Source organism: Pseudomonas sp. G3-39 (assembly GCF_054790485.1).
The window spans coordinates 3,267,547-3,291,938 of sequence record NZ_CP186497.1 but is presented as its reverse complement, the minus strand read 5'-3'; the positions used below and the strand labels follow the sequence as shown (position 1 = coordinate 3,291,938).

The window sequence follows — 24,392 nt, the reverse complement described above, 5'->3', positions numbered from 1 at the left end:
GTGCTCAAGGCGTATTCGAGTCAGCGGCGACGGAACAGCGGCAGCGGTTCGTCAGTGGCGGCCTGGTAGGTCACCGAGAAGTCTTTCAGGCTTTCCAGTGCCTCGTACGGGTCCTTGTCGGCGCGCAGGGCGAACGCATCGAAACCGCAACGGTGCATGTAGAACAGCTGATCGCGCAGCACATCGCCAATCGCCCGCAGTTCACCTTTGAAACCATAGCGGTCGCGCAGCAGGCGGGCGTTGGAGTAGTTGCGGCCATCGGTGAAGGCCGGGAAGTTCAGCGCGATGACCTGAAACTGATCCACGTCGTCACCGATTTCCTCGGCTTCTTCGTCGGCGTCCAGCCACACACCCAGCCCGCCGTCGCGGACCTTGAGCGCGTGAGCATGATCGCGCCACAGGGCCAGCGGCACGATCAGGTCGTCGCAGTTGGAGATGCCGTCGAGGGTCGCGTCCTTGGGCAGCAAGTGCCAGGTTTCGTCGACCACCTCGTTGTTCTTAATGATTCGCTGCATAGACGCGTTCCTTGAAGAGGTCGATGCCAATACGCTGGTAGGTGTCGATGAAGCGCTCGTCTTCGGTACGTTGTTCAACGTACACGTCGATCAGCTTCGAGATCACGTCCGGCATGTCGTCCTGGGCGAAGGACGGGCCGAGGATCTTGCCCAGGCTGGCGTCACGGCTGGCGCTGCCACCGAGGGACACCTGGTAGAACTCTTCACCTTTCTTGTCCACCCCAAGGATGCCGATGTGGCCGACGTGGTGGTGACCACAGGCGTTCATGCAACCGGAGATGTTCAGGTCCAGCTCACCGATGTCGAACAGATAGTCCAGGTCGTCGAAACGGCGCTGGATCGATTCGGCGATCGGGATCGACTTGGCGTTGGCCAGGGAGCAGAAATCACCGCCCGGGCAGCAGATGATGTCGGTCAGCAGGCCAATGTTCGGCGTGGCGAAACCACCTTCACGCAGCTCGCCCCAGAGGGTGAACAACTGGCTCTGCTCGACGTCGGCGAGAATGATGTTCTGCTCGTGGGAGGTGCGCAGTTGACCGAAGCTGTAGCGCTCGGCCAGATCGGCGACGGCATCGAGCTGCTTGTCGGTGATGTCGCCCGGCGCAACGCCGGTCGGCTTCAGCGACAGGGTCACGGCCACATAGCCCGGCTTCTTGTGCGCCAGGGTGTTGCGCGAACGCCAGCGGGCGAAACCCGGATGCTCTTTGTCGAGTTCGGCCAGGGCGGCAGTCTGGTTCTCCAGCGCCTTGTAGTCCGGATCAACGAAGTGTTTGGCGACGCGATGCAGTTCGGCTTCGGTCAGTGTGGTCTGGCCACCGCGCAGGTGTTCCATCTCGGCATCGACTTTCTGCGCGAACACTTCAGGGGTCAGCGCCTTGACGAGGATCTTGATCCGCGCCTTGTATTTGTTGTCGCGACGGCCATAACGGTTGTACACCCGCAGGATGGCGTCGAGGTAGCTCAACAGGTCCTGCCATGGCAGGAATTCGTTGATGAAGGCGCCGACCACCGGGGTACGGCCCAGGCCACCGCCTACCAGCACACGGAAGCCCAGCTCGCCGGCGGCGTTGTGGACCGGCTCCAGGCCGATGTCGTGGACTTCGATGGCCGCACGGTCAGCGGTCGAACCGTTGACGGCGATCTTGAACTTGCGCGGCAGGTAGGCGAATTCCGGGTGGAATGTAGTCCACTGACGGACGATTTCGCACCATGGGCGTGGGTCGATCACTTCATCGGCAGCGACACCGGCGAACTGGTCGGTGGTGACGTTGCGCAGGCAGTTGCCGCTGGTCTGGATCGCGTGCATCTGCACGGTGGCCAGTTCGGCGAGGATGTCCGGGATGTCTTCCACCGCCGGCCAGTTGAACTGCACGTTCTGCCGGGTACTGATGTGGGCGTAGCCCTTGTCGTAGTCACGGGCAATCTTGGCCATCATGCGCACCTGACGGGAAGTCAGCTGGCCGTAAGGCACCGCCACGCGCAACATCGGCGCAAAACGCTGGATGTAGAGGCCATTTTGCAGGCGCAGGGGGCGGAATTCTTCTTCGCTCAGCTCGCCTGCCAGATAGCGTCGGGTCTGATCACGGAACTGCTTGACGCGGTCCTCGATGATCCGCTGATCGTACTCGTCGTATACGTACATATAAGTCCTGTTCTCAGGCTTTGGGCTACTCGGAAAACGCTGCGTTTTCGCTTGCTGGAGTCCGATGGTGCCTCGGCAATTACGCGCGCACGGCCGCGCACTCCCTAACGGAGCCGGGGCAATATACCCGTTTGCAGTTATGCGCAAAAGTGATGTTTGAGTATATGTAAAGAACCAAATCGCCTAACGAGAATAGTTGTTGATTAACCCACATTTGTCGCGGGGACAATCATCGTCTTAACTGTGATCGAGTCTTTCTGCAATCACCGATAAAACCGACAAGAGGCGATGCAATGAGCAATCCGACCAAGGCAAGAAAAAGCGATAGCAGTGTCGATGCATGGGCCATTCTGTTCCTGATCATTCTGGTAGTAGGGACGGCGGTATTCTGGGTCAGTCATCAGTAAACGACCGATCCGGGTCCGCTTCCGACGATTGTCGGACAAAAAACGGGATCAGGCGTCAATAGTCGCTGGTTCGAGGGCTATAATGCGCGGCCATTTTTCCTTGGGCCCGGATCATTCATGTTGAAGTTTGTCCATCTCAGCCTGCTGCTGTTCGGCGCGGCTGTCAGCGTCGCAGCGAAAGCCGAGTCGGTGCTGTTCCTCAACCCGGGTTCGACTCAGGAAGCCTTCTGGGTCAGCTACTCGCAATTCATGCAGGCGGCCGCCCGCGACCTGGGCGTCGATTTGCAGATTCTCTATTCCCAGCGCCAGCCGGAATTCACCCTGGCCCAGGCCAGAGTTGCCCTGCAGGGACCGAATCGTCCCGACTATCTGGTGTTCGTCAACGAGCAGTACGTGGCGCCGCAGATCCTGCGTATGGCGGAGGGCAGCGGGGTCAAGCTGTTCATGGTCAACGCGGTGCTCACCCCCGATCAGCAGGCGCTGATCGGCGAGCGTGCCGATCGCATCGGCAGCCTGGTGCCGAATGACGAGGAGGGCGGCTACCTGATGATGAAGGAGCTGATTCGCCTGCACCCTCCCGTGGCGCGGGGCGAACAGATCGAAGTCCTGGCGTTTTCCGGCCTGAAGATCACCCCGTCAGCGCAATTGCGCGAGCAGGGCATGCAACGCGCCTTGGCCGAGTATCCGCAGGTACGACTGCGGCAGCTGGTGTACAGCGGCTGGACCCGGCAGCGTGCCTACGAGCAGGCGCGGCAACTGGTCAGCCGTTATCCGAAGGTGTCGCTGGTGTGGGCAGCCAATGATGAAATGGCCTTCGGTGCGATGCATGCGTTTGCCGAAGCCGGCAAAGTCCCTGGCAAGGATGTGCTGTTCAGCGCGGTCAATACCTCACCCGAGGCGTTGCAGGCGGTGGTCGACGGGCGCTTGAGCGCGCTGGTGGGCGGACACTTCACGCTGGGTGGCTGGGCGCTGGTGGAGTTGCATGATTACGATCAGGGCGTCGATCTGGATCGTTATGGCGGACGTGACCGGCAATTGTCGCTGCTGCAACTGATCGACAAACATCAGGCACAGCAAATGCTGGCCATGGGCGCCGCGCCGGATTACGGCGTGAGTTTTCGCAAGTTGTCGGCCAAGGACCGTCCCGCGTCCTATCGCTACCCGTTCAGCCTGCAGATCCTGATGCACTGAACCCTGTCAGACCCCGGCGAAATGCAGTACCAGCTTGACGATGACAAACAGCGTCAAAGCGAACACGGCGGTGAAGCCGATCCCCAGGATCACGAAATGGCTGGGCTTGCCATGGGTGAAGTCCCTTGCCCGATTTTTCCCGCTTTGCACGCCGAATGCCGCAGCCATCACGCTGTGCAGCATCTGCCAGAAGCTCGGTGGCTTGTTGTCGACTGGATCGTCCATAAATCCCCCGTCCGAAAGGCTGTCCCGACAGCATAGTCAATCCAGCGGGTTGTGCCGTGGGTCGCACGCGAGTTCCTGACTTGTCCGGTAACACGTCCGCGCTAATACGATAACTATGTACCGCAGATCACCGTGGCGGACATGGTGTCCTGTCCTCCCATTTTTCAGGAGAGACAGGATGTCCACTCATCCCCCGACATTGCCCCGCGCACCGGTCAGCGCCAGCCTTCACGGCAAGCTGCTGGAGCAGCTGATCCCCGATTGGCTGATTGCCGCTTCACCCGAGCGGCGAGCCGCGATGAAAGTGGCCAGTACCCGGCCAGCGCACGGCTATCACCATTTCTCGAATGATCAGCAACAAGCCTTGAAAGACCGGGTCACGGCGGCCTTTGTCGCCCAGAGCCGACTCGACAAGACCATGGCCGGCCTTGAAAGCGTCGATGCATTTGCCCAGGCGCTGCTTGGCAAGGCACTCAAGGATCAGTTCAACGTCACGGTCGATCTCGGCAAAACCTTGCTGTGTCTCAGACGGCCCCTCGAACTCGGGGTGCTGGAAGTTGAAGTTTCCACGTTCGAAGTGTTGAAGCTGCCCTTGCTGCAAGCGGCATTGCACAACTTCGAGGCTTCGGAATGTGAAGCAGGTGCCTATCACGCCAGATCCGGTTTCGTGGTCGAGACGGCAACCCCGGGCGAGTTTCAGGCCGTAGACATCGGCATCACGGTCAGGCAGTTTCTGACGCTGTGTCGTTCGCTGGACGTCGGTGCCCGTTATCAGGCAAGGATCAAAGCGTTTTTCGAGAAAACCGACACCTTGCGCCGGCACTTCATTGCCAGCCAGAAAACCGCGTTGCGTGCCGCCGCTGAATGGGCGCTGCTGAAACAGGACATCGAGCCCGCCGACTACCGGATGATTCTGTCGGTGGTGGACGGCCAGATCCATCCGCAGCTCGGCGGCAAGGCCGTGTGGTTTCGCGACCTGAGCCTGATGAAGCGGCGGATGACCGGTTGCGTGGTGTTCAGCATCAGCGAGCGCTACCGCTACACCAACGAGTTCATCGTCTACATTCCCCATGACCCGCAACACCCGCTCAAGCGCTACACCATGGCGCAGATGCGTGAGGTGTTCAAAGGCAAGTTCACCGCGACTGATCCTACGACTCCCGCGCAAGGACCCACCGCTTACCAGCAGTTTTTCAGTCAGTTCGTGGCTTATGCCGACCGTCCTTACTATTTCAGTCAGTTCACCCAAAAGGCTGCGGACTCGCCGAGTGACCCGTTGCATTCGATCTGGGTCAAGGTCGCACAGCTGATACCGCCACTGTCGACCATCGCGCGAATCAAGGAGCTGCCACCCGAAGCCCCCGGCAAGCGCGAGCCGCAGCCTGACCCGTATCTCGACCCGTTGCCAACCACGCGCAAAGGCGTGGCCGGGATCTGGGCCGACAACACCGATCTGTGGCAGTACCTCTATGAGCAGCACCAGGCCAAATTTATCGCCGACGCGCGTGCGCATGCCGTGCCCACAGCGGACGTCGACGCCCGGGTGCGGGCTGAAAAGCTCAGTCATCTGCTCGAACTCGGCATGATGGCGTTGAACATGGTGTCGATGTTCGTCCCGGTACTGGGCGAAATCATGATGACCGTGATGGCCGGGCAACTGCTCTATGAATCATTCGAAGGCGCTATCGAATGGTCGGAAGGTGATCGCCAGGCTGCCAAGGCGCATCTGGTAGATGTGGCGCAGAACCTGGCGCTGATTGGCGTGATGGGCGCGGTCGGCAAGGGCGCAGGCCGACTCCAGGCGGCCTCCGCCGAGCCCGTGATCGAGCATCTGCAGCCGGTCGAGCGGCCTGACGGCTCGGTCCGCCTGTGGAAGCCTGACCTCGATGCTTACGTCAGTGACAGTGTCCTTCCGGCGAGTGCCGTGCCCGATGCGCAGGGCGTGTATCGATTCGACGGCAAGACCTTCATTCGCCAGCAGGGCAAGGTCTACCAGACGCACTACGACGAGACCCTGAAAAGCTGGCGCATCCGCCACCCGCATGATCCTGCGGCGTATCAACCGATCCTTGAGCACAATCGACTGGGGGCCTGGCGCCACAACCTGGAGCGACCGCTGAGCTGGGATCGACTGACCCTGCTGCGGCGCATCGGGCATTCGACTGAGGCGTTTTCGGATGCGCAACTGCTCGAAATCGCCGATGTCAGTGGTGTCAGTGATGAAGCCCTGCGCCAGATGCACCTCGATCATCAGCCAGCACCACTGGCCCTGGCCGATACGCTACGTTTGTACGAGGCGGATCAGCAGGTCGGGCGGCTGATCGATCAGGTCGAACGAGGAACCCCCCTGGATGATTCGTATCTGCTGACGCTGCCAATGCTCACGCAAATGCCGCGCTGGCCGAGCGGAAAGATTCTGCAAGTCTTCGACGGACCGCTGCTGTCCGGCCCCAGCCGGCTGTTCGGCGCAGAATCAGGCTTGATCGAGGGCCAGACGCATACACCGATCCAGGTGACCCGCGCCGAAGTGCTCGACGGCCAATTGCCTGAGCGTATTCTGGCCGCGCTGGATGAGCCGCAAACACGTTGGCTGCTGGGCGCCGAGCCGGCGCGTGTGGTCGAATCGCGGCCGCTGGAACTGCGCAAACAGATCGCCGATTACCTGCGCACCCGGCAACCGGCGATGTTCGACAGGCTCTATGACGAGCCCGCGTTGAACGACCCGCGAATCGCCAGGCTACAAGCCGCGACACCGGGGTTGGGCAGCTCGGCGGCAATCCGCGTGCTGCTGGAGGCGAACGCCGAGGAACTGACGCGCCTGCAAAGCGGCAAGCGGGTGCCGTTGCGGCTGCTGGAGATCTCCCGTGAATTTGCCCGGCAACGCCGCTTCAACCACGCGGTCGCCGGCCTGCACATGGAAAATTCCGGCGGCAGCGAAAGCCAATGGCTGGCCTTGCGCGCCCTGGAACGACTGCCGGGCTGGTCGGACGAGGTGCGTCTCGAGGTGCGCGAAGGCAGCCTCGACGGGCCGTTGATTGACAGTGTCGGCAGCGAAAGTGCAGGCCTTACCAAGTATCTGGTCAAGCGCGGGCCGGTCTATCAGGCGTACAACGAGCGCGGCGAAGCGCTCAACAGTGTTCCGCGTCACGGCGACAACTTTTTTGCCTCAATCCTCCATGCCTTGCCCGACCAGTCGCGACAGGCCCTGGGTTTTACCCAGGTTGCGCGTAGCGCCGGACTGCGTCGGGCACTGATCCGGTATGTGGCCCGACACCGTGCCGAACTGGCTCGACTGGCGAGCAGACGCCATGGCCACAAGCAACGCTTCAAAGCGCCGGTGCGGGTACGCCAGCACGGGCTGGGTTATTACGCCAGCGGTCGCGGCGAAGGCGTCAATCCGTTGCTGGTGACGCGCGTGCAGGACGTGTATCCGGCGCTTACGGATCAGCAGGCGGGCGGGTTCATTCTCAAACAACTGGCCGCCGGGCGGACTGACGCGCAGATCTACGAGCTGTTGCAAAGGCGCCTGCGTGAATGGCAGGAACTCGAATCGTCGCTGGCGCAATGGGAAGGTGTGCCGGCCCCTGAGCCGACGCTGGAGTCGATGATCGGCGGTCGATCCAGCGTGGTGCGCAGCCTCAAGCAGAGCTGGCGCAATTCGCCGCTGGCCGATAGCCACGCGAGTGCCGCACGCCTCGATCTGACCTGCGATGATCCGCTGCCGGTGCTGACGGCGGACTTCTCGCATGTGCGCGATCTGCGAGTCAGGGGGCGGTGCATCACCGATGCCAACGTCGATGAACTGTTGGGCAGTTTCCCCAGGCTCAAGTCGCTGCGCATCAACGCCACCGCAGAAGCGTTCACCAACGTGCCGGCGGTGTTGCAGAACATGCCGGAATTCACTGACCTGACGCTTTACAGCGCAATGCCCTATGCCGCCGATATGCCGGCACGCCTGGCTCAATTGACCCGGCTGGAAGCTTTGAGTGTCAGCACCTCGAGCTATCAGCCGCTGGCTTTCGACGTCAGCGGCATGCGTAACCTGCGCACACTGGAAATCGTCGCCTATTCATTGTTCGACTGGCCTGCGGGTGCGCTGGAGTTACCGGCCCTGGAGCGTCTGAACCTCAGGGACACCGGAATCAGCACCGTGCCGGCAACACTGTTGCAGGGGCATGGAAAACTCTGGTCGGGGCTGTCGCTGGACTGGTCAAGATTCTCCCGGGAAAACTTCACGGGCGTGTACGAATACGTCAAGACCCATCCAGAACACCTGATCGATCGAGAGACGATGGTCAGGGATTATTGCCGCGGCGAGTTGCGGCGCCTGGGCGAGGGCGTGAATCAATCGCCGGAGGGGGTGTTCAATCGCTTCTTCGAGCAATGGCCGGATGAGCAGCAGCGTTTCACCGCCATCAATGCCTTGAGCGATCAATATGCCGCGCTGGATAGCCAACTCAATCAGTGGCAGCAGCGCGTGGTGGTGTCGGCAGAATCGCTGCGCGAACTTGTCGCGCGATCAAACCTGGCCCATGTCCTGAAAACCAGTTGGCGCAAGGGCATGTTCAAGCGCTATGGCGCGACCATCAGCGCTTCGACTCTGGACTTGTCGGGGCTGATGCTCAGCGACCTGCCAGCGTTACCCGCTGACGCATTTGCGCATGTACGCACGCTGCTGCTCAACGGCCAGCGCGTTGCGGCCGCGCAGATGCGCGGTTTCCTCAGTGCGTTCAGCGAAGTGCGAACCCTTGATCTGAGTGACAATGCCTTGCACGAATGGCCGATCGAGTCGCAGAGCCTTTCGCGCCTGGTGCACCTGGATCTGGCCGACAATCAGTTGACCGACGCTTCAGGCCTGGAGCGCGGATTGAGTGAATTGCCTGCGCTCGAACAGTTGAATCTGCGGAGCAATCCGCTAAGCGAACTGAACGTTGGCAGCCTGCAGCGCTTGAAGGCCCTCGACCTGCAGGCAACGCACCTGCAACAGTGGCCGACAGGGGCCGAAGGTCTGCCGCAACTGTGGTGGCTGGATCTGCGCGATACCCGTATCAGCACGTTGCCGCCTGCCGTACTCGAGAGCACTGCACTGCTCAATATCAACCTGACCGGTGCGCCGCTGACCGCAGCGGCGTCAGCTGAATTGCGTCTGGGGCAACTGCGGCTCGAGCACACCCTCGGCCTGCCTGCCGGCGCGCTGGATGCGTTTGCCCGGCAGCCGGTGCCGGCGACTTTTCCGCCGGCGGAGAACGGTTTGTCAGTGGCCCGCCAGTTGCTGCCGCTGACGCAGGCACCTGTCAGTACCGGGCTGACACGGATGCGCCAGAACCTGCAGCGAGTGCAGCCGGCCCTTACCGATGAACAAGCCATGCAGGTGATCGAGGCGCTGCGTACCGAGGGTGCGACTGATGTGCAGATCGGCGAGCGGATCGCGGGCTGGAGCCAGACCTTTGAAACCCTCGTTCGCCGACTCAATGGCTGGCTGTATACCCGGGAAACCCGTGGCGTTGACTGGGTCATCTCCTCGCAATCGCGCAGCCTGGCGGCGTGGCGCATTCTGACGTGCTGGCGCGCAAGGTTATCGACTGTCGGGGGCGATGCGGTTCTGGATCTCAACGGCCTGCAATTGGGCGATCTACCGCCGCTGCCCGAGGATTTCGGGCATGTCGGCAGCTTGAACCTGACAGGCACACGAGTGACGGCCGAGGGCAGCAACGGCTTTCTCAAATCCTTCACTCAGCTGCGCGATCTGACCCTCAGTGGCAATGAACTCACCGCGCTGCCTGATGGCGTCCGGCAAATGCCGCAGCTCGAGCGACTCGAGCTGGCCAGCAACAACTTCACTGACACCGAGCCGCTGTATGCCGCGCTGTCCGGTCTGCAGCATTTGCAAACGCTGGACCTGAGCTACAACCATCTCGAGGCGTTCGACGCCAGCTACTTCGAGCATTTGCAAAGTCTGGATCTGCGCAACAACAACCTGGCCGAATGGCCGGCCGGGACGCTGGATGCGCAGCACCTGCGGACACTCAACCTCAGTCGCAACGACATCACCGCCATCCCCGAACAGGCTCTGGACGGTCAGCACGATGAGCTGATGGACGGCACCGACCTGACTGACAACTACAACCTGTCGGAGGAGTCGCTTGAAAGGCTCAGAACCTATCAGGCTGCGGGTAATCGCCTGCGAGTGCTCGGTTTCTCCAGTTCCGATCTGGAGGAAATGGCTGACGACGTTGCCGGCGGGCTCAGTGAAACCACCGACAGCATCGAGTCCGACGAAACCCTCCCGGGCGAACAGGCCCATGCGCAACAGAAAGCGCCGTGGCTGGCGAATCTGCCGGCGGATCAGGCGTTGGCACGCGACAAGCTCTGGGATCAACTCGCTGCCGAACCGGATAGCGCGGCATTCTTCCATTTGCTTGATCGATTGCAGGACACCCAAGAGTTTCGCGTGGCCAACGCCGATCTGACCCGACGGGTGTGGATGGTCATGGAAGCGGCGGCGGCCAACAGTGAGCTGCGCGAGGTGATTTTCGCCGGTTCGGCCACACACGGGACTTGCGTGGACGGGCGCATCCTTACGTTCAGTGGTCTGGAGAGTAAGGTCTTCACCTACAACGCCTTGCTCGATTTACCGGCCGGCCGTCCGGGAATCCGCGGCGAGGCCTTGTTGTCGCTGTCGCGGCAGCTGTTCCGGCTGGACAAGGTCGATGAACTGGCAAAAGCGGCGGCGGCGCGTAGTGGTTTCGACGAAGCCGAAGTCCGCCTCGGTTACCGGATCGGTCTGACCGGGGGCTGGGACGATGGACTGGAATTGCCCGGGCAGCCGAAAAACATGAAATTTGCTTCCGGTGTCACCCCGCAGCAGTTGGTCAATGCGCGGGCCGAGGTGGTTAACGCGGAACGTTCCGACAGATTTCTGGAGGACCTGATCCAGCGCGATTACTGGCTGGACTATCTCAAGGAGCAGCAGCCCGAAGCGTTCAGGCAAATGGATGAACTGCAGTTGATGGAGGAGGGCGAGGACGAAGGTCTGAGTGCTGACGATCCGCTGTATCTGAGCAGGCTGTTCGATCAGGCGGCGGCGCGAAATGCCAGGCTCATCGAATTGTCGCGACAGGAGATTGAACGGATCGGTTTGTCTGCCGGCAACGCACAATTGCCCGGAACCTCCGGGCAATTGTCAGGCGCGTAAACCCGGTGAATGGTCAGTCCCCAGCAGGTCCGGGGGCTGACCATTGCGCTTATTCGTCGTAACCGAGGTTCGGCGCCAGCCAGCGCTCGGTCACGCTCAGCTCCTGACCTTTGCGCGAGGTGTAGCTCTGTACCTGATCCTTGTCGACCTTGCCGACGGCGAAGTATTGCGCCTGCGGATGGGCGAAGTACCAGCCGCTGACCGCCGCCGCCGGGAACATCGCGTAATGCTCGGTGAGGAACACGCCGCTGCGGCCCGCACGCATTTCGCTGGCTTCAGGATCGAGCAGGGTGAACAGCGTGGCCTTCTCGGTGTGATCCGGGCAGGCCGGATAACCCGGTGCCGGACGGATACCGGAGTACTGCTCTTTGATCAGCGCGTCGTTGTCCAGCGCCTCATCCTTGGCGTAACCCCAGTGCTCTTTGCGCACTTGCTGGTGCAACCATTCCGCGCAGGCCTCGGCCAGACGGTCGGCCAGTGCCTTGACCATGATCGAGTTGTAGTCGTCGCCAGCGTCCTGATAGGCCTTGGCGACTTCTTCGGCGCCGATGCCGGCGGTGGTGATGAAACCACCGACGTAGTCGGTCACTTCGCTGTCTTTCGGCGCGACGAAGTCGGCCAGCGAGAAGTTCGGCTTGCCGTCGGTCTTGATGGTCTGCTGACGCAGGTGATGCAGGCGCGCCATAGGCTTGCCGTCATCGCCGTACAGTTCGATGTCGTCGTCATGCACCTGATTGGCCGGCCAGAAACCGAACACCGCCCGGGCGCTGATCAGCTTCTCGTCGATCAGCTTGGTGAGCATCTCGCGCGCGTCCTTGTACAGCGCGGTGGCCGCTTCACCGACCACTTCGTCTTCGAGGATGCGCGGGAATTTGCCGGCCAGGTCCCAGGAGATGAAGAACGGCGTCCAGTCGATGTACTCGGCCAGAACGTTGAGGTCGATGTTGTCCAGCACGCGGGTGCCGGTGAAGGTCGGTTTGACCGGCGTGTAGCTGGCCCAGTCGAACTGTGGCTTCTTGGCAATCGCCGCCGCGTAGCTCAGTCGCTCGGTACGGGCGCTGCGGTTGGCGGTGCGCTCACGCACATCGACGTATTCCAGACGGGTCTTCTCGACGAAACCGGCCTTGAGTTCCTTGGACAGCAACTGCGTCGCCACACCGACCGCACGCGAGGCGTCGGTGACGTAGACCACCGCGTCGTTGCTGTACTTCGGCTCGATCTTCACCGCAGTGTGCGCCTTGGAGGTGGTCGCGCCGCCGATCATCAACGGCAGATGGAAATCCTGACGCTGCATTTCGCGGGCCACGTGGACCATCTCGTCCAGCGACGGGGTGATCAGGCCGGACAGGCCGATGATGTCGCACTTTTCTTCCTTGGCTACCTGGAGGATTTTCTCCGCCGGAACCATCACGCCGAGGTCGACGATGTCGTAGCCGTTGCAACCCAGCACCACGCCGACGATGTTCTTGCCGATGTCGTGCACGTCGCCTTTCACCGTGGCCATCAGGATCTTGCCCTTGGCTTCCGGCTTGTCGCCTTTTTCCAGTTCGATGAACGGGATCAGGTGCGCCACGGCCTGCTTCATTACGCGCGCGGATTTCACCACCTGCGGCAGGAACATTTTGCCGGCGCCGAACAGGTCGCCGACGATGTTCATGCCGGACATCAGCGGGCCTTCGATAACTTCGATCGGCCGCGCGAACGACTGGCGCGACTCTTCGGTGTCTTCGACGATGTGGGTGGTGATGCCTTTGACCAGCGCGTGCTCCAGACGCTTGTTGACGTCCCAGCTGCGCCACTCTTCGGTCTCGGCTTCCTTGACGCTGCCGTCGCCCTTGTACTTGTCAGCGATGGCGAGGAGGGCGTCGGTGCCTTCCGGCGTGCGGTTGAGGATCACGTCTTCGACGGCGTCGCGCAGCTCCTGCGGGATCTGGTCGTAGATTTCCAGCTGACCGGCGTTGACGATACCCATGGTCAGGCCGGCGCGGATCGCGTACAGCAGGAACACCGAGTGAATCGCTTCACGCACCGGGTTGTTGCCACGGAACGAGAACGACACGTTGGACACGCCGCCGGAACTCAGCGCATACGGCAGCTCGTCGCGGATGTAGGCACAGGCGTTGATGAAGTCCACAGCGTAGTTGTTGTGTTCTTCGATGCCGGTGGCCACGGCGAAGATGTTCGGGTCGAAGATGATGTCTTCCGGCGGGAAGCCGACTTCGTTGACCAGAATGTCATAGGAGCGTTTGCAGATTTCTTTCTTGCGCGCCTCGGTGTCGGCCTGGCCGGCTTCGTCGAACGCCATCACCACTACCGCAGCGCCGTAGCGTTTGCACAGTTTGGCGTGATGGATGAACTGCTCGACGCCTTCTTTCATGCTGATCGAGTTGACGATGCCCTTGCCCTGAATGCACTTCAGGCCGGCTTCGATCACTTCCCATTTCGAGGAGTCGATCATGATCGGCACGCGGGAGATGTCCGGCTCACCGGCGATCAGATTGAGGAAGGTCACCATGGCCTTCTTCGAATCGAGCATGCCTTCGTCCATGTTGATGTCGATCACCTGCGCGCCGGCCTCGACCTGCTGCAGGGCGACTTCCAGGGCTTCGGTGTAGTTGTCTTCACGGATCAGACGGGCGAACTTGGCGGAACCGGTGATGTTGGTGCGCTCGCCGACGTTAACGAACAACGAGCTGCGATCGATGGTGAACGGTTCCAGACCGGACAGGCGGCAAGCCTTGGGAATGTCCGGAATCTGTCGCGGCGCGTAACCGGCCACGGCTTTGGCGATGGCTTCGATATGGCCCGGGGTGGTGCCGCAGCAACCGCCGACGATATTGAGGAAGCCGCTCTGGGCGAATTCTTCGATGACCTTGGCGGTTTGCGCCGGCAGTTCGTCGTACTCGCCGAACTCGTTCGGCAAACCGGCGTTCGGGTGCGCGGAAACGTGGGTGCTGGCCTTGTTCGACAGCTCTTCCAGGTAGGGGCGCAGCTCACTGGCGCCGAGGGCGCAGTTGAGGCCGACCGAAATTGGCTTGGCGTGGGCCACGGAGTTCCAGAACGCTTCGGTGGTCTGGCCCGAGAGGGTGCGACCGGACGCATCGGTGATGGTCCCGGAAATCATGATCGGCAGTTCGATGTGCAGCTCTTCGAACACGCCTTGCACGGCGAAGATCGCGGCTTTGGCGTTGAGGGTGTCGAAGATGGTTTCGATCAGGATCAGGTCGACGCCACCTTCGATCAGGCCCTTGGTGGCCTCGGTGTAGTTTTCCACCAGTTCGTCGAAGGTGACGTTGCGGTAGCCGGGGTTGTTCACGTCAGGCGACAGCGAGCAGGTGCGGCTGGTCGGGCCGAGCACGCCGGCGACGAAACGCGGCTTGTCCGGGTTCTCGGCGGTCTTGGCGTCGGCCACCTTGCGCGCCAGTCGCGCGCCTTCTACGTTTAATTCGTACGCCAGCTCTTCCATGCCGTAGTCGGCCATGGAAATGCGCGTGGCGTTGAAGGTGTTGGTTTCCAGAATGTCGGCGCCGGCATCCAGATAAGCCTTTTCGATGCCGCCGATCACGTCCGGACGGGTAATCACCAGCAGGTCGTTGTTGCCCTTGACATCACTCGGCCAGTCAGCGAAGCGTTTGCCGCGATAATCCTGCTCTTCGAGCTTGTAGCTCTGGATCATCGTGCCCATGCCGCCGTCGAGAATCAGGATGCGCTCTTTGAGGGCTTGCTTGAGAGCTTGAAGGCGGACGCTGCGATCGGACATTGGGACTACTCGAAAAGACCATGACGAAGGGCCGGGATCATAACAAACCTGTGCGCTTTTGGAGCACGTGCTGCTTTTGCATGAATATCGTTCATGTTGGTACGAGCGTCATACTGTAGAATCGCGGGCGTTTTTTTCACGATCGGGATCATGGGCATGTCGTACCGCGTCATCAGCATTTTCTTGCTGTTCTTAAGCTGGGGCGCCATTGCGCAGGAACCCGCGATCTCACCTTCTATTTCATATACGCGTGACATCCAGCCAATCTTCACCGAGAAGTGTGTGGCCTGCCATGCCTGCTACGACTCGGCGTGCCAGCTCAATCTGGGCAGCGGCGAAGGCGCAGGGCGGGGCGCGAGCAAGATGCCGGTCTACGACGGCGAACGCACGCAAGCGGCGCCGACCACGCGACTGTTCTACGACGCCTTCGGCAAACGTGCCTGGCAGCAGAAAGGCTTCTACTCGGTACTCGATGCCCAGGGCAGTCAGGCGGCGCTGATGGCGCGGATGCTGGAACTGGGGCACAAAACCCCGCTGACCCCCAACGCCAAGCTGCCGGAAGACATCGTGCTCGGCCTGCAACGGGAAAACATGTGCGCGATGCCCGCCGAGTTTGACGGCTATGCCGGCGCCCACCCGAAAGAAGGCATGCCGCTGGCGGTGACCGGGCTGACCGATCAGCAATACCAGACCCTGCAACGCTGGCTGGCGTCCGGTGCGCCGATCGACGAGCAGGGGCTGGCGCCGAGCGCCAGGGAAGCGCTGCAAATCGTCCAGTGGGAAAACCTGCTCAATGCGCCGGGGGCGCGGCAGAGTCTGGTCGGGCGCTGGCTGTTCGAACACTGGTTCCTCGCGCATATCTATTTCAAGGACGGCGAGCCGGGGCACTACTTCCAGTGGGTGCGTTCGCGCACGCCGACAGGGCAGCCGATCGACCTGATCGCCACCCGCCGCCCGAATGACGATCCGGGCACTCAGGTGTATTACCGCTTGTGGCCGGTGCAAGGGGTGATCGTGCACAAGACCCACATCACCTATCCGCTGAGTGCGGCGAAGATGGCGCGGGTGAAGAGTCTGTTCTACAGCGGCAACTGGCAGGTCAACGCGCTGCCGGGTTACGGCCCGCAGAGCCGGGCCAACCCGTTCGCCACCTTCGAGGCGATTCCGGCGCAGGCGCGTTATCAGTTCATGCTCGATAACGCTGAATACTTCGTCCGCACCTTCATTCGCGGGCCGGTGTGCCGTGGGCAGATTGCGACGGATGTGATCCGCGATAACTTCTGGGCGCTGTTCCAGGCGCCGGAACATGATCTTTACATCACCGACCCCAACTATCGCGGCCAGGCCACGCCGTTGCTGGCAATGCCCGGGCAGAACGACGACGTCGGCAGTGTGCTGAGCCTTTGGCACAACTACCGCAACAAGCGCAACGAATACGAAGCCCTGCGCCGCGACAGTTACGCCGAACTGCCGGCTCCGAGCTGGTCAACCCTGTGGGCCGGCAACGACAACGCGCTGCTGAGCATTTTCCGCCACTTCGACAGTGCGTCGGTGACCAAAGGCCTGATCGGCGAAGTGCCACAGACCATGTGGCTGTTCGACTATCCACTGCTGGAGCGCACCTATTATCAGTTGGCGGTCAACTTCGATGTGTTCGGCAACGTCTCCCATCAGGCGCAGACTCGTCTGTACTTCGACCTGATCCGCAACGGCGCCGAGCAGAACTTCCTGCGCCTGATGCCGGCCGATTCCCGCGAGGACTACCTCGACGATTGGTACCAAAGCAGCGGCCAGTTCAAGATGTGGCTCGACTATGAGGCGATCGACGACGACAAACCGACCGCGCTGAAACTCGATCCGAAGGACCCGAAATACGACTTCGCCATGCAGTTGCTGGCGCGTTACGGCGACCTCAATGCGCGGCCGGATCCGATCAATCGCTGTGACGGCGCCTATTGCTCGCGACCGAATATCGACCCGGCGCTGCAGAATGCCGAGCAGGCGCTGAGTCGCCTGACGTCACGTCCGGCCGCCGGTTTGAAGGTGATCGACCAATTGCCGGAAGCAACCATGCTGCGCATTGAAACCCGCAGCGGCAAACGCGAGGTGTACAGCCTGCTGCGCAATCGCGCGCACAGCAACGTGGCGTTCCTGTTGGGCGAGTCGCTGCGCTATCAACCGGGGCTGGACACCTTAACCGTCTACCCGGGCGTACTGAGCAGCTATCCGAATTTCATCTTCAACATTCCGGCCGAGCAAGTGCCGGCCTTTGTCGATGCCATGGAGAATGCCAAGGATGCGCAGCAGTTCGAAAAAATCGTCGAACGTTGGGGGATCCGTCGCAGTCATCCGCAATTCTGGTTCTATTTCCACGACCTGAGCCAATACATCCACGAAACCGATCCGGTGGAAGAGGGCGTGCTGGACATGAATCGCTACCAGAATCTTTGATCGTTTAATACAGGCCGACTGTCACAGCTTCAGGTAACACACAAATCCCCTGTGGGAGCGAGCCTGCTCGCGAAGGCGGAGTGTCAGGCGCCGAATACATTGAACTTGCCGTCGCTTTCGCGAGCAGGCTCGCTCCCACAGGGTGAAGTGGTGTTTTTGCAATTGTGATCGGGAGCGGCTGATGTTGATTTCAGTGCAGGCCCTGCGGGCGCTTGCCGCGTGGACGGTGGTCTGTCACCACTTCATGCAGATTTTCTTCGACTTCAAGGCGCGCGGCCCGGTCGGGCAGTTCTTCATCGACAAAGGCGCAGTCGGCGTCGATGTTTTCTTCGTCATCAGTGGTCTGGTGATTTTCCTCTCCACCGAAAGCAAAGCGCTGCCTCCGGCGCGGTTTCTGCTGTATCGGTTGTTTCGCATTGTCCCGGCGTACTGGCTGTACACGCTGTTGATGGCGTTGCTGGTGCTGTTCGCCCGGCCGATGTTGCCGGATCAGACGGTGGATTGGGCGCATTTCCTCGCGTCGCTGTTATTCATTCCTGCGCAAAACCCCGGCGGCTACGGGATTTATCCGACGCTGAATGTCGGCTGGACGCTCAACTACGAAATGCTCTTCTATGTGTTGTTTGCATGCGCGCTGGTGTTCCGTTGGCAGGTGCGCTTGCTGGTGGTCGCCGCGTTGCTGTTTTCGGTGTGTCAGGCGTTCGGCTGGCTCAACGAGTTTTACCGTTCCGACATCGTCTACGAGTTTCTGCTGGGGATCGGCATTGGCGTGCTCTATCGCCGGGGCTGGATTGGCGCCGGCCTGTGGCTGCCGCTGTTGGCGATGGGCGCTGCGATGATGGCGATCTATCACCTGGCACCGGCGCCAAGGTTATTGAACTGGGGCGTGCCGAGCGCGGTGCTGGTGATGGCTTGCATGGCGCTGGAGCGCTACGTCGAGCGCAATCGGGTGATGAAATGGCTCGGTGACTGTTCCTATTCGGTGTATCTGATGCACGTGTTGGTGTTGTCGGTTGGTGGTTTTATCGCGCGACGCTACGGAATCAACCCATATCTGATGTTCATCGTCTGCGCTCTGGCGATTGGTGTGGGGTCATGGTTGAGCTACGAATGGGTGGAAAAACGCAGCTATCAGTGGCTTAAAGCGCGGATCGAGGGCGAACCGATGCGCGCACCTGTCGAGAATCTTTCCCGACAAAAATACTAGGACTTTGTCCGGCGCAATGATTGGCGTAAACTGCGCCCAAGCCTGCGAGGAGTTTCCATGACCGCTATTACCATTACCGACGCCGCCCACGATTACCTGGCCGATCTGCTCTCCAAGCAGAACACCCCGGGCATCGGCATCCGCGTCTTCATCACCCAGCCTGGCACCCAGTACGCCGAAACCTGCATTGCCTACTGCAAGCCGGGCGAAGAAAAACCTGAAGATACCGCGCTGGGGCTGAAAAGCTTCACTGCCTATATCGATTCGTTCAGCGAAGCGTTCCTTGACGACGCCGTCGTCGATTACGCCACCGACCGCATGGGCGGCCAACTGACCATCAAGGCGCCAAACGCCAAAGTCCCGATGGTCAATGCCGACAGCCCGGTCAACGAGCGCATCAACTACTACCTGCAAACCGAAATCAACCCGGGGCTGGCCAGCCACGGCGGTCAGGTCAGCCTGATCGATGTGGTCGAGGACGGCATCGCCGTGTTGCAGTTCGGTGGTGGTTGCCAAGGCTGCGGCCAGGCCGATGTGACCCTGAAGGAAGGCATCGAGCGCACCTTGCTCGAACGTATTCCAGAGCTCAAAGGTGTGCGCGACGTGACCGACCACACGCAGAAAGAAAATGCCTACTACTGAGTAAGGTGTTCACTGCGAACACGAAAAACGGCGCCCCGTGAGCGCCGTTTTTTTATGCACTTGATTAATGAGTGCCTGTTTATTGTGTGGCGAGGGGATTTATCCCCGATGGGTTGCGAAGCAGCCCCAGAAAAGGAACTGCTGCGCAGTTCATCGGGGATAAATCCCCTCGCCACAGGTTGGCACCCAATCCCATATGATTCAGGGTCTGTAGAGGTGCGCATGCCCCGCGCGATACAGCGACGATTCGCTAAACACCTCACTGCCCAGCACCCGACCCACCAGAATCAACGCCGTACGCCGAAACCCTTTGGCCGCAACCTTCTCGGCAATATCCTCCAGCGTCCCCACCACCCAGTCCTGATCCGGCCACGTCGCCCGGTGAATCACCGCAATCGGGCAATCCGCGCCGTAATGCGGCAGCAGTTCGGCGATGATTTTCTGCAGATGATTGACCCCCAGATGAATCGCCATGGTCGCGCCATGTTGCGCCAGACTGCTCAGCTCCTCACCCGCCGGCATTGCGGTCTTGTCCGCGTAGCGGGTCAGAATCACGCTCTGCGACACGTCCGGCAGTGTCAGTTCCGCGCCTAGCAAGGCTGCACACGCTGCGGTCGCGGTGACGCCGGGAATGATCTCGAACGGAATATTCAGCTCGCGCAGATAACGAATCTGCTCGCCAATCGCGCCATACAGGCTCGGATCACCGGAATGCACCCGCGCTACGTTCTGGCCCTTGGCATGGGCGGATTTGATCAGTTCAATGATCTGCTCCAGATGCAATTCGGCGCTGTTGACCACGGTTTCAGCCTGATGCCCCTCCAGCACAGCGGCCGGTACCAGCGAGCCTGCGTAGATGATCACCGGGCAACTGCGGATCAGCCGCTGGCCTTTGACGGTGATCAGTTCCGGGTCGCCGGGGCCGGCGCCGATGAAGTAGACGGTCATGAAGAAATCCTGTGAAAAACGGGGCAGGGCAACGCTTCAGATGAAGATTGCTCATGATCAAACGGGGGGATTATCGGAAATTTACGCAGCGCCGGCCAATGCCAAGGTCGCCTGAGCGTATTTTTGCCGGGAAATCAGCAGTTTTGCCGGTGCCTGAATCAACTGTTCGGCAAGGGCCAGGGCGGCACTTTCCGCCACGCCGTAGCAACCGGTACGCTCGTAGGCGATCTGCGAATGGTGGCTCAGACGTTGCTGATAATTGGCCAGTTCGTCGCTGCTGAAATATAACAGCGGCAACGACAGTTGGCTGGCCAGTTCCTGCAGGCCGGGTTCATCGCGTTTAAGGTCGATGCTGGCCAAGGCCTTGACCGCTTCAAGTTCTATACGATGCGCCTGTAACGCCTGATCGAGTAACGCGCGCAGCGTGCTGACCGGGCAGCCGCGCTGGCAGCCCAGGCCGACCACAAAGGTCGGCGCTGCGCGGTCATCGGTCATGCGTGGTATTGACCATCGCTTTTGCGGCGGAACAACCAGGCGCTGATCAGGCCCAAGGCCAGCCAGAACGCCACGTTGGTCAACTGCGAAGCGATTTTGAACTGAGTTTCCAGCGCCTCCGGGGCGAGCATCGAATGCACTTCCGGTTGCGGCGCGCCGATCACGTGCGGCACGGCGAGGATCGCCACGCCGAGCAGCTTCATCAACCAGTGGCGGCTGAACACAATCAACGCCAGGCCAACAGCGGTGGAAGCGGCGGTGCCGATCCACCAGGTTTGCCGCGACGCCAGATCGGCTGCAGCGGTGCCCGGCAGTTCAGGCGGCAGGCCCAGGGTCGGTGCGAGCACGAAGGTCGCGTAACCGGCCAGGCCCCAGAGCAGGCCTTGCGAGGTTTTGGTCGGTGCACGCAGGGTGTACAGGCCAGCGAGCATCAGGGCGAAACCGACCGCCACCACCAGATTGCCGCCGGTGGTCGAGACCACGCGTTGCCAGCCGTCTTCCGGCTCCCAGGCTTCGGCGTCATGGGTGTGTGCGGCCGTGCCGGCGGCGTGTTCGTGAACGGCCACCGGTTCGGACTTCTCGAAGGTTTCGGCCTGCAGAATCAGCGGCGAGACCCAGAAGCTTTGCAGCAACGTCAGCAGCAGGGCGGCCAGCAGGCCGGTGAAGCCTGCGGTTTGCGCGATACGCTTGATCATGTCGGCAGGTCTCAGTGGCACGGGAACGCGGCGCTGTGGCGGGTATCGTGAGCGGCGTTGTGCACCGCTTCGATGTGCGAGAAACCGGCGAAGTACACAAGGCTGGCACCCAGAATCGACGCGAAGATCGCGGCGGTCAGGCGTTGGCTCAAGGTGGCGGTGCTGGAGATTTTGTCGGTGTTGCTGCCGGTGCTGCTGATGATCGACATGGCGCTTCCCTCTGGAGTGTCAGCGGGTGATATAGAGCGCATGAAAACCCCTGCGAGTCGGGCACGCAAAGGTTCGAACAGCGCCCGCCCACCGCGGGTTTGTTATGTTCAGCGACGCAAACTGCGCACTGTGTGTTGCGGGCCGGTCTCCGGGCTCACGAGGGGTTGGCGTCTGGCCGACCTGCAAGCGTCACCTTCCCATGCCGCGTTGGCACAGTGGATCTGACGCTTCGCTCGCTTACCGTTGCGGGGGCAGCACCGGACTGACATGGCTTTGAGTAAAGCACATGATTCACCGGTTTCCCGTTTCACCCTGTGAAGGGCACCCGTAACAAGTTGTGTAGGAGAGCATGGGTTGGGGATTTGAGTCAATTGAATGGGTATGGGGGTATATCCGTTGCTGCGGTAACGGCTTCCTATGGTTCCGCCCTTACGGCGGGTCACTTTTGGCAAACGCCCCAAAAGTAACCAAAAGGTCTGTGCCCTGACGTTCGGCCCTCGCCTAGGCTCGGGTTCCTTCGCTGCGGGATTCATCCGGGGGGCAGCGCCTACGGTTTGCTTCGCTGCACCTCCTCTCGCTGTGTTTGGCTGCGCCAAACGGTCGCTGCGCTCCCCCCCCCCGGATAAACCCCTCCACTCAGCCTGCCGACGGGCCCTCAGATCAAAAGCTTTACTCGAGCTAACGCTCATCGTGTTGAGTGGGGCGGCTTCGCCGCATGGGGTGCACGCTTTCAGCCTGCTGGCGATGGCGGCCTGACAGCCGACCAATTTCTAACTGATCACACCCGATCCCACTGTGGGAGCTGGCTTGCCAGTGATGGCGGCCTGACAGCCGACCAATTTCCAACTGAACACACCCATTCCAACTGTGGGAGCGAGCTTGCTCGCGAAGGCGGCCTGACAGCCGACCAAATCCCAAACTGAATACACCCAATCCCCTGTAGGAACTGCCGAAGGCTGTGATCTTTTGATCTGCTTTGGCTTTGCTTTGGCTCTAGCTCTTGATTTGGCTTTTGATCTTCAGCCCCTTCGGCAGGCCGAGCGTAGGTGTTCATCCGGGGGTTAGGCGCGCAGCGCCATGCGGCGAAGCCGCATCTATCGAGAGGAGGTGCAGCGAAGCAAACCGGAGGCTATGCCCCCGGATGGACACCGTAGCGAGGGAACACTGAGCCTAAGCGAAGTGCCGTACGCCGGGGCAAAGCCTTTTGGGTTACCTTTTCGGCGTTTGGAAAAGGTGACTCGCTGTAAGAGCGAAACCGCCAGCGGCGACACCCGCAGCAACGGATATGCCCCCAATCCAAAAAAACCAAACCCCTTAACCCGAAGTCTGGCAAAAGTGACCCGCCGCAACGGCGAAACCGTAATCAGCAACCCCCGCAGCAACGGATAAGCCCCCAATCCAACCATTGACCGGTCACCACCCGATGCGTAGCCTTGCGCTTTCGAGGTTCTTCGGCCCACGCCGAAGCTAAGAAGGGAACGCGGTCAAAGCCGCGGCTGCCCCCGCAACTGTGAACGGTGAAGTTCGTTGCCACGCCACTGCCAGCTCAATCCACTGAGCCCGCGGGAAGGCGCAGCGAACGCCGGGCCCAAGGCCCGAACACCGTCAGCCAGGAGACCTGCCTCGTCACAGATTTCTCACTACAACCGGGCGGGGTGATCCGGTGGCGAATTCTTCCGCGCGCACGCTCGCAGCGGATCTCGTCCCGTATGCCCGCCACCTTGCCAAAGGGCATCCGATGAAAACACTGGCCAAACTCCCCGTCACCATCGTCACCGGTTTCCTCGGCTCGGGCAAAACCACCTTGCTGCGACACATGCTCGACAACGCTCAGGGCCGTCGCATCGCGGTGATTGTCAACGAGTTCGGCGAGTTGGGCATCGACGGCGAGATCCTCAAGCAATGCACCATCGGCTGCACCGAAGAAGAAGCCACTGGCCGCGTCTACGAACTGGCCAACGGTTGCCTGTGCTGCACGGTGCAGGAAGAGTTCTTCCCGGTGATGCGTGAACTGGTCGCCCGGCGCGGTGACCTCGATCACATCCTGATCGAGACGTCCGGTCTGGCCCTGCCAAAACCGCTGGTACAAGCCTTCCAGTGGCCGGAAATCCGCAGCGCCTGCACCGTGGACGCGGTGATCACCGTGGTCGACAGCCCGGCCGTGGCCGCTGGCACGTTTGCCGCGTTCCCGGATCAGGTCGATGCCCAGCGCAAACTCGACCCGAACCTCGATCACGAATCGCCGCTGCACGAGCTGTTCGCCGACCAACTGGCCAGCGCCGATCTGGTGATCCTCAACAAGGCCGACCAGACCAGCGCCGAAGATCTGGCTCGCGTTCGCGCCGAGGTCGCTGAAGAACTGCCGCCAGCGGTAAAAATCATCGAAGCCAGCAACGGTCGTCTGCCGCTGGACGTGCTGATCGGCCTCGGTGCCGGATCCGAAGAACATATCGACAGCCGCCACAGCCATCACGATCACCACCACGACGGTGATGACGACCACGATGACCACGATCACGACGCCTTCGATTCAATCTCTATCGAACTGCCGCAAGCCGACGAAAGCCTGCTGCTCGACGCGCTGACGCAACTGGTTGTGCAGCACGGCATTCTGCGCGTGAAGGGCTTCGCGGCGATTCCGAACAAGCCGATGCGCCTGTTGATTCAGGGCGTGGGCACGCGTTTCGACAAGCATTTCGACCGCCAGTGGGTCGCTGACGAAGCGCGCGTCACCCGTTTGGTGCTGATCGGTCAGGCACTCGACGCCGCGCAACTCGAAGCGCAACTGCGCGCCGCGCTCAGCGTTTAA

General features: G+C 61.1%; 14 protein-coding genes and 2 riboswitches. Of the genes, 6 read left to right on the top strand and 8 right to left on the bottom strand.

Going from position 1 to position 24,392, the window contains the following annotated elements; translation table 11 throughout:
* Positions 1-20 precede the first annotated feature (20 nt).
* Positions 21-515, bottom strand: coding sequence for a DUF934 domain-containing protein (locus ACOYXG_RS14525; protein ID WP_097087273.1), 495 nt, complete (start codon positions 513-515; stop codon positions 21-23).
* A complete protein-coding gene (locus ACOYXG_RS14520) occupies positions 499-2,157 on the bottom strand; it encodes a nitrite/sulfite reductase (RefSeq protein WP_027613706.1) in 1,659 nt (552 codons plus the stop codon). Before ACOYXG_RS14520 ends, ACOYXG_RS14525 begins: the two co-directional genes overlap by 17 nt.
* A gap of 524 nt (positions 2,158-2,681) precedes the next feature.
* Here ACOYXG_RS14520 and ACOYXG_RS14515 point away from each other — a divergent pair.
* Complete coding sequence (locus ACOYXG_RS14515) at positions 2,682-3,755, top strand: ABC transporter substrate-binding protein (RefSeq protein WP_460352416.1); 1,074 nt, start codon at positions 2,682-2,684, stop codon at positions 3,753-3,755.
* A 6-nt stretch (positions 3,756-3,761) separates the two neighbouring features.
* Here the strand turns inward: ACOYXG_RS14515 and ACOYXG_RS14510 are convergent, their stop codons facing one another.
* Positions 3,762-3,980 carry a DUF2970 domain-containing protein gene (locus ACOYXG_RS14510; protein WP_007967863.1) on the bottom strand — a complete coding sequence of 73 codons (219 nt, stop codon included), beginning with the start codon at positions 3,978-3,980 and terminating at the stop codon, positions 3,762-3,764.
* 178 nt (positions 3,981-4,158) lie between these two features.
* Here ACOYXG_RS14510 and ACOYXG_RS14505 point away from each other — a divergent pair, with 178 nt between their 5' ends.
* The gene (locus ACOYXG_RS14505) at positions 4,159-11,175 is read left to right on the top strand and encodes an NEL-type E3 ubiquitin ligase domain-containing protein (protein WP_460352414.1); all 7,017 of its coding nucleotides are present in this window, start codon (positions 4,159-4,161) and stop codon (positions 11,173-11,175) included.
* 49 nt (positions 11,176-11,224) lie between these two features.
* Here the strand turns inward: ACOYXG_RS14505 and metH are convergent, their stop codons facing one another.
* A complete protein-coding gene (metH, locus tag ACOYXG_RS14500; protein WP_460352412.1) occupies positions 11,225-14,935 on the bottom strand; it encodes a methionine synthase in 3,711 nt (1,236 codons plus the stop codon).
* A 156-nt stretch (positions 14,936-15,091) separates the two neighbouring features.
* Here metH and ACOYXG_RS14495 point away from each other — a divergent pair, with 156 nt between their 5' ends.
* The 3 genes from ACOYXG_RS14495 (at position 15,092) to nfuA (ending at position 19,235) form a co-directional block, all read left to right on the top strand.
* Positions 15,092-17,386: a fatty acid cis/trans isomerase gene (locus tag ACOYXG_RS14495; protein WP_460352410.1), complete on the top strand. Its 2,295-nt coding sequence runs from the start codon at positions 15,092-15,094 to the stop codon at positions 17,384-17,386.
* 181 nt (positions 17,387-17,567) lie between these two features.
* Positions 17,568-18,593, top strand: coding sequence for an acyltransferase family protein (locus tag ACOYXG_RS14490; RefSeq protein WP_097087279.1), 1,026 nt, complete (start codon positions 17,568-17,570; stop codon positions 18,591-18,593).
* 57 nt (positions 18,594-18,650) lie between these two features.
* Entirely contained in the window at positions 18,651-19,235 is a 585-nt protein-coding gene (gene nfuA / locus ACOYXG_RS14485) for a Fe-S biogenesis protein NfuA (RefSeq protein WP_003225494.1), read from the top strand.
* A 201-nt stretch (positions 19,236-19,436) separates the two neighbouring features.
* Here nfuA and cobM read toward each other — a convergent pair whose 3' ends face one another.
* The 4 genes from cobM to ACOYXG_RS14465 all read right to left on the bottom strand — a co-directional run bounded on the left by cobM (position 19,437) and on the right by ACOYXG_RS14465 (position 21,582).
* Complete coding sequence (gene cobM / locus ACOYXG_RS14480; protein WP_027613712.1) at positions 19,437-20,183, bottom strand: precorrin-4 C(11)-methyltransferase; 747 nt, start codon at positions 20,181-20,183, stop codon at positions 19,437-19,439.
* An 81-nt stretch (positions 20,184-20,264) separates the two neighbouring features.
* Entirely contained in the window at positions 20,265-20,678 is a 414-nt protein-coding gene (locus ACOYXG_RS14475) for a cobalamin biosynthesis protein (protein ID WP_460352407.1), read from the bottom strand.
* Positions 20,675-21,373 carry a CbtA family protein gene (locus ACOYXG_RS14470; protein ID WP_103366942.1) on the bottom strand — a complete coding sequence of 233 codons (699 nt, stop codon included), beginning with the start codon at positions 21,371-21,373 and terminating at the stop codon, positions 20,675-20,677. The genes ACOYXG_RS14475 and ACOYXG_RS14470 overlap by 4 nt, the downstream gene beginning before the upstream one ends.
* Positions 21,374-21,384: 11 nt before the next feature.
* The gene (locus ACOYXG_RS14465; protein WP_003225486.1) at positions 21,385-21,582 is read right to left on the bottom strand and encodes a CbtB domain-containing protein; all 198 of its coding nucleotides are present in this window, start codon (positions 21,580-21,582) and stop codon (positions 21,385-21,387) included.
* Positions 21,583-21,705: 123 nt separating this feature from the next.
* Positions 21,706-21,927, bottom strand: a riboswitch (cobalamin riboswitch).
* A gap of 1,083 nt (positions 21,928-23,010) precedes the next feature.
* A riboswitch (cobalamin riboswitch) is annotated at positions 23,011-23,223 on the top strand.
* Positions 23,224-23,321: 98 nt separating this feature from the next.
* Here ACOYXG_RS14465 and cobW point away from each other — a divergent pair.
* On the top strand, positions 23,322-24,392 hold the full coding sequence (cobW, locus tag ACOYXG_RS14460; RefSeq protein ID WP_460352404.1) for a cobalamin biosynthesis protein CobW: 1,071 nt from the start codon (positions 23,322-23,324) through the stop codon (positions 24,390-24,392).